Source organism: Campylobacter sp. BCW_4332, assembly GCF_001763175.1.
Classification (GTDB): domain Bacteria; phylum Campylobacterota; class Campylobacteria; order Campylobacterales; family Campylobacteraceae; genus Campylobacter_D; species Campylobacter_D jejuni.
Map to the genome: position 1 here is coordinate 153,712 of NZ_MJYF01000037.1, position 12,594 is coordinate 166,305.

At 28.3% G+C, this 12,594-nt stretch carries 11 protein-coding genes; 8 read left to right on the top strand and 3 right to left on the bottom strand.

The features are described from left to right. Positions 1 to 7 precede the first annotated feature (7 nt). Genes AJN64_RS03935 through AJN64_RS03955 form a run of 5 tightly spaced genes read left to right on the top strand, consistent with a single transcriptional unit; the run spans position 8 to position 6,938 of the window. On the top strand, positions 8 to 1,408 hold the full coding sequence (locus AJN64_RS03935; protein ID WP_070233092.1) for a COG3400 family protein: 1,401 nt from the start codon (positions 8 to 10) through the stop codon (positions 1,406 to 1,408). 45 nt (positions 1,409 to 1,453) lie between these two features. Further along, positions 1,454 to 2,509 (top strand): 3-dehydroquinate synthase, encoded by a 1,056-nt coding sequence (gene aroB / locus AJN64_RS03940; protein ID WP_070292718.1) that lies wholly within the window; start codon positions 1,454 to 1,456, stop codon positions 2,507 to 2,509. Then, positions 2,506 to 4,077 (top strand): mechanosensitive ion channel family protein, encoded by a 1,572-nt coding sequence (locus AJN64_RS03945; RefSeq protein WP_044793978.1) that lies wholly within the window; start codon positions 2,506 to 2,508, stop codon positions 4,075 to 4,077. Before aroB ends, AJN64_RS03945 begins: the two co-directional genes overlap by 4 nt. Next, a complete protein-coding gene (mtaB, locus tag AJN64_RS03950; protein ID WP_002861742.1) occupies positions 4,074 to 5,324 on the top strand; it encodes a tRNA (N(6)-L-threonylcarbamoyladenosine(37)-C(2))-methylthiotransferase MtaB in 1,251 nt (416 codons plus the stop codon). The genes AJN64_RS03945 and mtaB overlap by 4 nt, the downstream gene beginning before the upstream one ends. 3 nt (positions 5,325 to 5,327) lie before the next feature. Further along, positions 5,328 to 6,938: an AAA family ATPase gene (locus AJN64_RS03955; protein ID WP_070292719.1), complete on the top strand. Its 1,611-nt coding sequence runs from the start codon at positions 5,328 to 5,330 to the stop codon at positions 6,936 to 6,938. A gap of 7 nt (positions 6,939 to 6,945) precedes the next feature. Here the strand turns inward: AJN64_RS03955 and AJN64_RS03960 are convergent, their stop codons facing one another. Next, a complete protein-coding gene (locus AJN64_RS03960) occupies positions 6,946 to 7,362 on the bottom strand; it encodes a PepSY-like domain-containing protein (protein ID WP_004305692.1) in 417 nt (138 codons plus the stop codon). Between the two features lie 97 nt (positions 7,363 to 7,459). Here AJN64_RS03960 and AJN64_RS03965 point away from each other — a divergent pair, with 97 nt between their 5' ends. After that, positions 7,460 to 7,978, top strand: coding sequence for a rhomboid family intramembrane serine protease (locus AJN64_RS03965; RefSeq protein ID WP_004305694.1), 519 nt, complete (start codon positions 7,460 to 7,462; stop codon positions 7,976 to 7,978). Then, entirely contained in the window at positions 7,975 to 8,487 is a 513-nt protein-coding gene (locus AJN64_RS03970; RefSeq protein ID WP_002861738.1) for a SixA phosphatase family protein, read from the top strand. Before AJN64_RS03965 ends, AJN64_RS03970 begins: the two co-directional genes overlap by 4 nt. 14 nt (positions 8,488 to 8,501) lie before the next feature. Here the strand turns inward: AJN64_RS03970 and rpoD are convergent, their stop codons facing one another. Together rpoD and AJN64_RS03980 are read right to left on the bottom strand one after the other, a co-directional pair. Then, a complete protein-coding gene (rpoD, locus tag AJN64_RS03975) occupies positions 8,502 to 10,370 on the bottom strand; it encodes an RNA polymerase sigma factor RpoD (protein ID WP_070292720.1) in 1,869 nt (622 codons plus the stop codon). 79 nt (positions 10,371 to 10,449) lie between these two features. Beyond that, positions 10,450 to 11,331 carry a LysR family transcriptional regulator gene (locus AJN64_RS03980; RefSeq protein ID WP_070292721.1) on the bottom strand — a complete coding sequence of 294 codons (882 nt, stop codon included), beginning with the start codon at positions 11,329 to 11,331 and terminating at the stop codon, positions 10,450 to 10,452. 112 nt (positions 11,332 to 11,443) lie between these two features. Here AJN64_RS03980 and AJN64_RS03985 point away from each other — a divergent pair, with 112 nt between their 5' ends. Then, the gene (locus AJN64_RS03985) at positions 11,444 to 12,541 is read left to right on the top strand and encodes a YeiH family protein (protein ID WP_044780252.1); all 1,098 of its coding nucleotides are present in this window, start codon (positions 11,444 to 11,446) and stop codon (positions 12,539 to 12,541) included. Positions 12,542 to 12,594 lie beyond the last annotated feature (53 nt).

Consider the following 12,594-nt stretch of genomic DNA (forward strand, 5'->3'; position numbering starts at 1 on the left):
GTTTAAAATGAATAATATTTTAATTATAATAGACGGTATTTTAGCAAAGCATTTCTTAGAAAGGCTTTGTTTTGAAAAAGGCTTAGGTTACTTTTTTACAGTAGTGTGTCAAAATAGTGAAAAAAATAACTTAAATATTTCTAGTGAGTATATTGACTTGCATTATTTTGATCCTACAAGCACAGCGCGTCTTGAAAATATTATGAGTAAAGATTTTAAACAGGCTTTTATTTATATGCAAGATGAATTTGAAACTAAAAAAAGTTATGAGGCTTTGCGTTCTTTAAATCCAAATTTAGAAATAGAAATAATGGATTTTTGGGGGTTAAGTGTTAATGATACTCATGCAAATTTAGCTGATGCTAGAATGACTTTAAGCCGTAGATTTATGGATTTTTTACCAGATATTGCTTTAACAGCTCAGTATATAGGGCTTGGGGTTGGAGAGATTATGGAAGTAAAAATTCCAGCAGGGTCTATTTTTGCTTATAGGCACATAAGTTCAATACAACAAAAAAGGTGGCGCATAGTCCTTATTTATAGAAATTCTAAGATTTATTTTGTAAAACCATCTTTTGTTTTAGAGCCAAATGATAGCATTTTGATCGTTGGAGATCCTGTTGTTTTACAAAGTATTTTTCATAATATAAGAGGCAAAGCAGGGCAATTTCCTATGCCTTTTGGAAGTAATGTTTTTGCTTTAATTGATATGAAAAATATGAATCAAAATATGCAAGAAAGAGTGCTTGATACTACTTTAAAATTAACTCAAAAAAGCAATGCAAAAAGATTTTTTATACATGTTATCAATCCTAAATTAGGGGTAATGTATGAAAAATTAAAAAAACTTTCTGAGAATAAAGAAGGTGTTTTTTTTGATTATTTCAACACGGATTTTAAACAAATTTCCACATGGTTGCAAAATAATGATATAGGATTAGTTGTAACCGATATAAAAAATTTTGAGAAAGAAAAACAAGCTTTTTTTGATTTAAAAATTCCTATTATGAAGGTGGGTGAAGCTTCTTTTGATGAGCTTAAAGAAGCGATTATTTTAAGTGCCGATGAGAGTGAACTTGAAAATAATGCAAATGTCATTACTGATTTAAGTAAACAGCTTGATTTTGGAGTTATTTTATATTATTATAATCCAAATTCTCAAAATACTACAGATATGGAGGAGTATTTTAGAAGTTTATCTAAGCTTTATGATAAAAATATACAAATTATTAATAAAAATGATGAAAACCCTCTTTTAAATTTGCAATATCGCGAAGATTTGTTACAATTTGTGAGTTTTCAAAAAGAATTACTAAATAGAGATTTTGGCAGAAATTTAAGTACAAATTTAAATAGGCATTATTATAAAATGAGACAAAATTACCAACTTTTCATACCAGTAGAATAAATAATTAATTAAATGTGATAGAATAAACGCAAAAAGAGTAGTTCAATGCAAGTAGAAGTTAAGTTAAAAGAAAATGCTTATAAGGTTTATATTGATGAACTTGAAGAATTAAAATTTGATAGTAAGGTTTTTATACTTTCAAATCCTAAGATTTCAGGTCTTCATTTGAAAACATTACTTTCTAAAATTAAGGCAAAAGAAATTTTTATTGCTACTGTAAAAGATGGTGAAGAATATAAAAATTTAAGCACCATAGAAGAAATTTTAAACCAAATGTTTAATTCTAAATTGGATAGAAAAAGCGTGCTTATAAGTTTTGGTGGTGGCGTGATTAGTGATATGGGCGGATTTGCTGCTAGTATTTATCAAAGAGGTATTGATTTTATAAATATTCCTACTACACTTTTAGCTTGCGTTGATGCAGCAGTAGGTGGAAAAACAGGTGTTAATAATAATTTTGGTAAAAATCTTATTGGCACTTTTTATCAACCTAAAGCTGTATATTGTGAGAGTTCTTTTTTAAAGACTTTGAGTTCTAGGGAACTTGCTGCAGGTATGGCTGAATTTATTAAAATGGCGACAATGTTTGATGATAGTATACTTGATTTTATAGAAAAAATTGATGAAAAAAGTTTCTTAAATGCTACTTGCGAGAATGAAATTTTTACTCAAATTATAGCAAGAAGCATAGAACTTAAATCAAGGGTTGTTGAACAAGATGAAAAAGAATCAGGGCTTAGAATGCTTTTAAATTATGGACATACTTTTGCTCATGTTATAGAAAATTTTACAGATTATAAGTTTTATTTACACGGAGAAGCAGTAGCTATAGGTATGGTTATGGCAAATCAATTAGCTTTAAATTTAGGGTTTTTGGATAAAATGCAAAGTCAAAAAATAAAAGATATTTTACTTAAATTCAGTTTGCCAATATCATATAAAATCAATAATGTAGATGAATTTTATGAAGCTTTTTTCATGGATAAAAAAAGCTCTAATAAAAAAATCAATTTTGTTCTTGCTAGTCCTTTGGGTAAGGGTTTGATAAAAAGCGATATTTCTAAAGAAGATATAATTGCAACTTTAAGAGAATTCCAATGAAAAAAATTATTATTTTAACCTTTTTTGTTGTTTTTGCTTTTGGTGATGTAAATCGGACTATTATTAATAATATAAATGAGAAAATTAATACTTTAAATACTGTAATCAGTGCTAGTATTTGGAATATACGTTATGAAAATTTTATAAAATATCAAGATATAAATGATGAATTAATCATTTTAAATCTTAATTTAAAAAAGACTTCCGATATTCACCAACAAGAAGAACTTAAACGCAAGATAGCAAATTTAGAAGAGCAATTGAGCTTGCTTAAAGAATACAAAGATTTAAATTTTGCACAAAGTCTTAGCGCCCCTGATAATATAGAAACTTTATCTAAGCTTACTAATCCTTTGGCTATTATAGGAGCTTTTTCTCATATTAAGAAATTAAAAGGAGAAAAGGAAGAATATATATTTAAATTTAATGATTTTAAAAATTTAGTAGATAAAATTAGAGAAAAAAACTCAGAACTTAAAGAATTGGTTGAGCTTAAACCAAGTGTTGAGAATATAGAAGCTTTAAAAGCTTCGGATAAAAAATTAGAAGAATTTGAGCAAGCTTTAAATTTTGCTAGTGTTTCTTATTCTGTTTATGAGAAAAAAATTGATGAAGAGCTTTCTCGAGTAAGTGCTGAGATTAAAATTCAAAGCTTAAGGGCTGTAAATATACTTGTTGCTATTGTTATTGTTATAGCTATAGCTTTTATGTTGAAATTTATTGCTAAAAAATATATTAAAGATAGTGAAAGATATTATACCGCTACGAAGATTATTAATTTTATTAATATAAATATTATTTTTCTTATTTTGCTCTTTGCTTATATAGAAAATATTACTTATCTTGTAACTATACTTGGTTTTGCTTCTGCAGGCTTAGCTATTGCTATGAAAGATATGTTTATGTCTATGCTTGGATGGTGTGTGATTATTTTTGGTGGAAGTTTTAGAGTAGGAGATCGTGTAAAGGTTTTTCAAAATGATACTACCTATATAGGAGATATTATAGATATTTCTTTTTTACGCATTACTCTTTATGAAGAGCTTACGCTTGAAACTTATAGTAAACATCGTCGCAGCGGACGTATTATATTTATTCCTAACAACTATGTTTTTACAAATTTGCTTGCTAATTATACTCATCATGGTATGAAAACCGTGCTTGATGGCATTGATATAAGTGTTACTTTTGATAGTAATCTTGATAAGGCGCAAGAAATTGTGGAAAATATTGTTACACGCCATGCCAAAGGTTATACTGAGCTTGCTAGAAAAAATATAGCTCGTTTACAACATGAATATAGTATTAAAAATCCTAAAGTGGAGCCAAGGTTTTTTATGTTTTTTGAACATTGGGGAATGCGAATTTCTGCATGGTATATGACCAATGCTTATGCGGCTTTGGTATTAAGAAGTACGATTAGCAAAGAGATTATAAAAGAATTTAATAAGCATAAAGATATAAAAATTGCTTATCCATCGCAAAATTTATATTTGGGAAATTTAAATCAAAATCATTTTGAACAACATCATGAAAATATGCATTTTCATGCAAGGAATAAAGATTGAAAGAAAAAGTTTTTTTTAAAACCTTTGGGTGTCGCACAAATATTTATGATACAGAGCTTTTAAAAAGTTATGTAAAAGATTATGAGATTATAAATGATGAGAATAAAGCACAAATTATCGTTGTAAATTCTTGCACGGTTACAAATGGAGCTGATAGCGGGATAAAGTCTTATGTAAATACCATGCAAAAAAAAGGCATTAAAGTTATACTTACAGGTTGTGGTGCTGTAAGCAAAGGTAAGGAGCTTTTAGATAAAAAGCAAGTTTTTGGAGTGCTTGGAGCGTCAAATAAAGATAAAATCAATGAATTTTTAGGAGCAAAGACAAGTTTTTATGAACTTGGAAATTTAAATTTTATTGATAAAGATATAGTTTGTGAATATGAAAATCATACCAAAGCTTTTGTGAAAATTCAAGAAGGTTGTGATTTTGCTTGTTCTTATTGTATTATCCCTAGCGTGAGGGGAAAATCAAGAAGTGTGGATGAAAAAGCTCTTTTAAAACAGGTTGAAATTTTGGGAGCTAATGGTTATAGTGAAATTGTTTTAACAGGGACTAATATAGGTTCATATGGGCTTAAAAATGGCACAAGTTTAGGCAAGCTTTTGCGGAAAATGGGACAAATTTCAGGTATAAAACGCATAAGGTTAGGTAGTTTAGAACCCGCACAAATTGATGAGAGTTTTTTAGAAATTTTAGATGAAACTTGGCTTGAAAGGCATTTACATATTGCATTGCAGCATACAAGTGAAAAAATGCTTCGTATAATGCGAAGAAGATCGCATACGGATAATGATTTAAAGCTTTTTAATACTATAGCAAGCAAAGGATATGCTTTAGGGACGGATTTTATAGTAGCTCATCCAGGTGAGAGTGAAGAGCTATGGCAAGAAGCTTTGAAAAAATTTAAAGAATTTCCACTCACTCATATTCATGCTTTTATTTTTAGTCCTAGAAACAACACGCATTCTGCTACCATGAAGGATGTGATAAATGGAACTTTAGCTAAAGAAAGGCTAAACACTTTAAAATCCATAGTAGAAAAAAATAATTATGAATTTAGGAAAAAAAATCAAGTTTCACTTGAAGTTTTGATAGAAAATCAAAAAGATGGTTTTTTTGAGGGTTATGATCAGTTTTTTAACAAGATCAAAATTAAAAGTGATAAAGATATAGCTAAAGAATGGATTGTTATATCTGAATATGAAGTGCAAGAAAAGTCTAACTTTGCAATTTTAAAAGGCTAGATAATGAAAAATAAAAAGATAATTTTAGCATCTTTTATGGTTTTATGTATGCTTTTGGGAATTTTATATTTTAAAAATGAACCTAAATATATAGATGAAAATCTTTATCAAAGTCTATTAAGCCAAAATTTAATCCAAAAAGCTGTGATTGATAAAGACGAAATTTGGCTTAAGGCAGAAGGTGAAAATTACGTAATTATAAAAGATGGCATAGATATAAAAACACTTTTAGCAAAAGTTCCTATAGAGGTTAAAAAAGATAACACGCTTTGGGTGTTTTTTATTTTACTTGTTTTTATTATCGCACTTTTTATAAGTCTTGGTTATTTTGCCCGTAAAAAAGAATTGGCTAAATATCCTATATCAAATAAGAATCACATTCAAGCTCAAAATTCAAATATTAATTTAGAAAGTTCTCATATAAAACCTGTGATTTCAGATATTACTTTTAATGATGTAGCAGGTGTTGATGAAGTTAAAATGGAACTAAGCGAACTTGTAGATTTTTTACAAAATCCTAAAAAATATAAAGAATTTGGTGTAAAAATGCCAAAAGGTGTTTTAATGGTAGGCCCACCAGGTGTAGGAAAAACATTGATAGCAAAAGCAGTTGCAGGAGAAGCAGGGGTGCCATTTTTTTATCAAAGTGGTTCAAGTTTTGTTGAAATTTATGTAGGTATGGGTGCAAAAAGAGTTAGAGAGCTTTTTTCAAAAGCTAAAATGATGGCTCCTAGTATAGTTTTTATCGATGAAATAGATGCTGTAGGTAAAGCAAGGGGAGAAATGTCAAATGTTGAAAGAGATAGTACTTTAAATCAACTTTTAACCCAAATGGATGGTTTTGAGGACAATAGCGGGGTTATAGTTATAGCTGCAACAAATAAAATCGAACTTATGGATTCTGCTTTATTGCGTTCAGGGCGTTTTGATAGGAGAATTTTTTTATCTTTACCTGATTTTAAGGATAGACTTAAAATTTTAGAAATTTATATGAAGGATAAAAATAATAATATCAATTTAAATAAAATCGCTAAAGCAAGCGTAGGTTTTAGTGGAGCAGGACTTGAAACTTTGGTCAATGAAGCGGCAATTAATGCTTTAAGAAGAAATAGTGCTTTAGTTGAGGAAAGTGATTTTTATGCTGTATTAAATAAAGTTCTTTTAGGCAAGAAAAAGATTTTAAGTTTTAATGATGAAGAGAAAAAAATTCAAGCCACTTATCAAGCTGCAAAAGCTTTGAGTGCATATTATTTTGACATAGGATTTGATAAAATAACTCTCATTGAAGATTGTTTTAAAGAATATGAGCATAATATAAGATCAAAATCAGAGCTTATCAATCGTATAAAAGTTTATTTGGCTGGTTCTAGAGCTATGAAATTAATTTACAATGAAAGTTATACCAACTCGCAAGATGATTTTTTAAAGATTAAAGAATTGCTTGATTATATGTTGAGTTTTGATATGTTAGAAGAGTCAAATTTAAATGAACAAAAAAAAGAAATGGATGAATTTTTAAATTCTATGAAGGATAAAATTTTAAAATTATCAGAGCTTTTGCTTAAAAAAGAAAAGATAGAACATGATGATGTTAAAAATATAATGCAGATTTGATTATATTTTAATCATCAATTTCTTTGTGCAAGATAGTTCCATTAAAATCTATAAGAATTTTTACATCGTTATCAAATTTAATCTTGTAATGGTTGATTTTTCTTTCGATTTCTCTAGCTTTTGTATTTGGAAATTCGTTTTTAATGATATTAGCTAAATTTTGAGGTAAAAAATCTAGTTCAAAAGGAAAGGCTTTATTTTCAATTTCTTTCCAAGCTCCATCTATGTCAAATTCAAGTTCTGTCCCATCGCTAAGATAGACTTCATAGGAATTTTTGTCTTTTTGAACGATCCCTATAGGTGCTTTGAAATTATGTTGTAAAAATTCTTTAGAAACACTTGGCAAATTATCAGCAGAAATTATTATATCAGCGTTTAAAGATAAACTTAAAATAGTAATAATACTTAAAAATTTAATTTTCAATATTTTTCCTAATTATTTTTTAGTAAAATTGTAAAGAATTTATGTGAATTTTATGTGAATTTTAAGACAATATTATAAAAAATAAAGGTTTAATACTTTGCTTACAATTTTTTTAATTTTTTTAAATGTTTTATGTTATTTTTTGATTTCTTATGATTATTACAATATCCTTGGTTTGAATATTTTATTTTTTAATGGAGCTTATTGGCAACTTTTAAGTTCAATGTTTTTACATGGAAATTTAACTCATCTTATATTAAATATGATAGTTTTATTTCAATTTGGGCGTATATTAGAAACTTATTTGGGTGCTTTGCGTTTTGTTTTTATTTATTTTATTGGCGGGTTGTTATGTTCACTTTTAAGTGTTTTTTATGTGTATTTTGATTTTAAATATTTTGGAGAAAATATAAATGTCATAGGTGCTAGTGGTGCAATTTGTGTTTTAATGGGTTTTTATGCTGTTCTTGATAAAAATAGCACAAAAGGACTTATAGTGGCAATTTTACTTATGAGTTTTGCGCCATTGCTTATGGGGGTAAATGTTGCTTGGTATGGTCATATTTTCGGGTTTATATGTGGTTATATTTTAGCTAAAATAAAAGAGGTAAAATGAAAAAAATTTATATTATAAGACATGCAAAAGCAAGTAAGAGAGGAGATATCGATGATTTTGAAAGAAAGCTTACTAAGAGTGGAAAGGAAGATTTAAAAAAACTTTTTAAAAATCTTGCCTTGCATGAAATTCATCCTGATTTAGTGTTATCAAGTCCTGCTGTTAGAACCGCTAAAACAGCGAAAAAAATAGCCAAATTTTATAATTTTGATAAAAATAAAATTTGTTTTGATGAAAGATTGTATCTTTGCAATGTTGAGAATTTGCTAAAAATTCTGCAAGATATTGATGATGAGTTTAATGAAGTGTTTTTAGTGGGCCATAATCCTGGTTTAATGGAGCTTGGAGAGTTATTAAGCTCACTGTGTTTAGCTTCTTTTCCAACTTCTTCTATCTTGTGTTTAGAATTTGATATTAAGGAATTTAAAAATTTAAAAAAACATAGCGGAAAATTAGTTTTTTTTGAACATGTACGCAAGTTAAAAGAAGAAAAAGATTTAGGTTTTTAGTGAGAGATTGACTCTTACTTCCAACCTTCTATATAATTTTTTAGTTTTCTTCCTACTTTAGGGTGTTTGAGTTTTTTTATAGCTGAGCTTTCTATTTGTCTCACTCTTTCTCGAGTGACATTAAGCTCTTTCCCAATTTCTTCTAAGGTTCTATCGCTTTCATCATCCATTAAGCCAAAGCGCATTCGAATTACCGCTTTTTCCCTATCGTTTAATTGATCTAAAACTTCATCAATTTGTTCTTTTAAATCATCCTTTAAGATATGATCCATTGGAGAAAGTGAATTTCTATCTTCAACAAAATCTCCAAATTTACCATCATCTTCATTTCCTATTGGAGCTTCAAGAGAAATTGGTTCTTTTGTAATTTTAATAACTTGTTTAACCTTATCTACGCTTAAACCTACTTCTTTAGCTATAACGCTGACATCAGGTTCTTTTCCATCTTTTTGTAGATGTTCGCGGATAATTTTGTTAATTTGATTGATGGTTTCTATCATGTGGATTGGAATTCTTATGGTTCTTGCTTGATCAGCTATAGCCCTTGAAATAGCTTGCCTGATCCACCAGGTTGCATAAGTGGAAAATTTATAACCCCTTTTGTATTCAAACTTATCCACAGCTTTCATCAAGCCTATATTCCCTTCTTGAATAAGATCTAAGAAAGGTAGACCACGATTTGTGTAGCGTTTGGCTATGCTTACAACAAGACGCAAGTTTGATTTTGCCATTCTTCCTTTTGCTTCATCAGAGATTTTTTTACCACGTTTAATTTGCTCTAAAATTTCTTTTAAACGTGATTTTTCAAGATCAAAGCTTTTTTCACTGGCTTCTTTAGTTTGAAATAGTTTTTTAATTTCCATATAAGTGCTTACCATGGTTGTTTCTAAAGCTCGCTCTGCGATTTCTTCTTTGCTCAATTTTGTAATATCTTTTAAAATATCTGCATGGCGTTTTTTAAGTTCATCAGAAAACATAGGTAAGCGGTATTCTAAACGCTTAAGTTCTTTGTCAAATTCTTCATCACTTTTTAGTGCAGTTTCCATTGATTTTACAATTTCACTAATAAGTTTTGAAGTAGGACCTAGATCCATTAATTTTTCTTTTAAAATATTTTTTTTGAATGCAATACTTAATTTATCTAAAAGCTCATCTCCGCTTTCTTTGTCTTTGGATGTTTTTAGCCAATCTTTTTTAGCTTTTTCTAGAGCTTTAAATTTTTCTATAACTTTTAAGGTTCTTTCATCTTCTTTTTTGCTGTTTTTTTTAGTATTTTCTTCATCCGTTTCTAATTCTGTTTCGTTTTCTTCATCTTCGTCTATATCAAGTTCATCAAGTTTATCATCATTTTTTTCTTCATCGTCAAAGCTTTTAAATAATTCTTTTACTCTTCTTTCTCTGTTTATTAAAGGTTCTTTATAATCTAAAATAAAATCTATCAAATAAGGTACAGAACAAAAAGCATCAATAATAATATCTTCACCAAGTTCTATTTTTTTAGAAATTTCAATTTCTTCATCTTTGTTTAATAAAGCAATTTGTCCCATTTCTCTTAAATACATACGAACAGGAGAGTCTGATCTGCTCCATTCTAATAAATCGTTTTCATTGGCTAAATCAAATTCGTTCTCAAGGCTTGTATCTTGGAGTTTTTGTTTTTCTTCTTGAAGTCTTTTTGCATCTTCTATGTTTTTCATTTGTGCAATTTCGGCCGCTGAAAAAAGTTGCACTTTGTGTTTTTTCACTAATGCTTGCACTTTTTTAGCGGTTGATGCACTTGGTTGTTTTGTAAGATATTTTACCAATTTTTCATATGTGATATAATCTTTTGCATTTTCTTGAAATAATTCTTCTAATTCAGCTTCTTGAGTTTTGGCGTTCATTGATTATCCTTGAAATTTATATAAGCTTTAGATTTTATCTAAAAATTGCTTAACTTTCTATATAAATCGGTTATTATGCTTATGATTTAAATATTTTTTCAAATTTTTCTAAAGCTCTGTTAAAATTATAATTTTTTCTTTTTAAGGTATAAAATTTACGCTTTAGGTTGATATTTTTTAACTTGATTTCATAAAGTGTTGAATTTTTTAATTCTTTTTCTATGCTTTTTTTGGAAAAAATAGAGATTGCTTTTTTTTGTAAAACAAGTTCTTTAATCGCAGCCATTCTATCAAGCTCAAGAAAAATATTAAGTTTTTTTGAGCTTACACCAATTTCGTTTAAAAATTTATCCCTTAAGCCTGAGCCTACTTCTCTTAAAATCCACTTTTGTTCTAAAAGTTCATCGATATAAAATTCTTTTTCATTGAATTTTTTATCACTTGTAGCTACTATAAGTTCATCATTTTGCCAAAAATTTATTTCTAAATTTTCATACTCCACTAAAGCTGGATCAAGTTCTGCTTCAATGATTGCAAATTCTATATTTCCGTTTTTTAGCAAATTTAAACATTCTTTTGAATTCTGCGTTTGAGAGCGAATTTCTATGTTTTTAAATTCTGCTTTAAAATCAAATAAAATAGGAGCTAAAAAATGTTCAGAAATGCTTTGAGTTGAGGCTATTTTTATTTCCCCTAAGAGCATACTTTCGTCGTTTAATTTTTCCAAGCTTTGGTAGTAGGCTTGTATAATTTTTAACCAATTTTTTCCTAGTTCTAAAGCTTTTGGTGTAGGTAAGAGTTTTTTTCCAAGTCTTTCAAATAAAATGCCATCAAATTTATTTTCTAAATTTTTAATTATTATTGAAACATTAGGTTGAGTTATGGAAAAATTGTTGGCTGTATGAGTTGGACTTTGAGTGTTTAAAAGATCTAAAAATATTTCCATATCTTTGATTTTCATGAGTGATTCCTTTATTTAATAAAAAAAAATTATTATAAAAATTAAAATAATATATTTTTATAATTTTAATAAAAAAAATATAATAACACAAAATTTAGAAAAAGGAAAATAAATGAAAACAAGTTTTTTAGCACATAGCATGGCTATAGTGCGTTCAAATTTTAAGGGTTTGCTTTTTACTGCTTGTATAGTGATTTTTGCTATGTATTTTTCTAGTGTTCAAAGTATCAAAGATACTACTCATTTGGCAGCGACTGCTTTTGCTATCATCATAGGAGTGTTGCTCTCTCCTTGGTTTTTTAAATACCAACATCATTTTCAAGCTGGAGTGCATTTTAGTGCAAAAAAGCTTTTAAGACTCGGTATTGTTTTATATGGTTTTAATATTACTTTAACTGAGCTTTTAAGTGTAGGGTTGAAAGGGTTTTTACTTTCTGCTATAGTGATATTTTTTGTTTTTATTATTGCTTTATTTGTAGGAATGAAAATTTTTAAACTCGATAAAGAAACTTCTATGCTTGTTGGAGCCGGAAGTGCGATTTGCGGTGCGGCAGCGGTTTTAGCGTTGGAGTCAAGTTTAAAAAGTGATCCTTTTAAAGGAATTTTAGCTGTAGGTACGGTGGTGATTTTTGGACTTGTGTTTATGTTTTTGTATCCTATAGCTTTTTCTTTAAATCTTTTTCCTTTTTTTGATCAAAATGCTATGGGGGTTTTTATGGGGGCTACTTTGCATGAAGTGGCAAATGTTGCAGGTGCCGCTGAAATGGCAAAAGATATGGCAGGATTTGAGCAAGGTGCTTCTAATGTTGCAGTGATTATAAAAATGATGAGAGTGATTTTACTTGTGCCTTTTTTGCTTATAGTGACTTATTTTTTTGCTAAAAATCAGCATTCAAGCAGTGGAAAAACTGCAAAAAGTATTACTATTCCTTATTTTGCATTCGCATTTTTAGGTATGATAGTTTTAAATACATATCTAGCAACTAAAGAAAGTATTTTAGGTATTGCTACGAGTGATATTATTTCTTTAGGTAAAACACTTTGTACTTTATGTATTGTTTTTGCTATGGCAGCTTTAGGTTTGCAAATTGACTTTAAAAAATTTTTAAAGAGTGGCTCTAGAGTATTTGGTTTGGCTTTTGTTTTAGGGCTTGTTTTGATTTTTGGAGGATATTTTTTAACTTTGACTTTTAAAGATATACTTTGGTAATAACAATTATTTTTTGAAAAAATTTATTTTTATTAATCAAGTGATAATATAAT

Excerpts from the sequence above, each read along its gene's own strand:
- AJN64_RS03935 (WP_070233092.1), top strand. The coding sequence starts at position 8 with ATGAATAATATTTTAATTATAATAGACGGTATTTTAGCAAAGCATTTC.
- aroB (WP_070292718.1), top strand. The coding sequence starts at position 1,454 with ATGCAAGTAGAAGTTAAGTTAAAAGAAAATGCTTATAAGGTTTATATT.
- AJN64_RS03945 (WP_044793978.1), top strand. The coding sequence starts at position 2,506 with ATGAAAAAAATTATTATTTTAACCTTTTTTGTTGTTTTTGCTTTTGGT.
- AJN64_RS03955 (WP_070292719.1), top strand. The coding sequence starts at position 5,328 with ATGAAAAATAAAAAGATAATTTTAGCATCTTTTATGGTTTTATGTATG.
- AJN64_RS03970 (WP_002861738.1), top strand. The coding sequence starts at position 7,975 with ATGAAAAAAATTTATATTATAAGACATGCAAAAGCAAGTAAGAGAGGA.
- rpoD (WP_070292720.1), bottom strand. The coding sequence starts at position 10,370 with ATGAACGCCAAAACTCAAGAAGCTGAATTAGAAGAATTATTTCAAGAA.
- AJN64_RS03980 (WP_070292721.1), bottom strand. The coding sequence starts at position 11,331 with ATGAAAATCAAAGATATGGAAATATTTTTAGATCTTTTAAACACTCAA.
- AJN64_RS03985 (WP_044780252.1), top strand. The coding sequence starts at position 11,444 with ATGAAAACAAGTTTTTTAGCACATAGCATGGCTATAGTGCGTTCAAAT.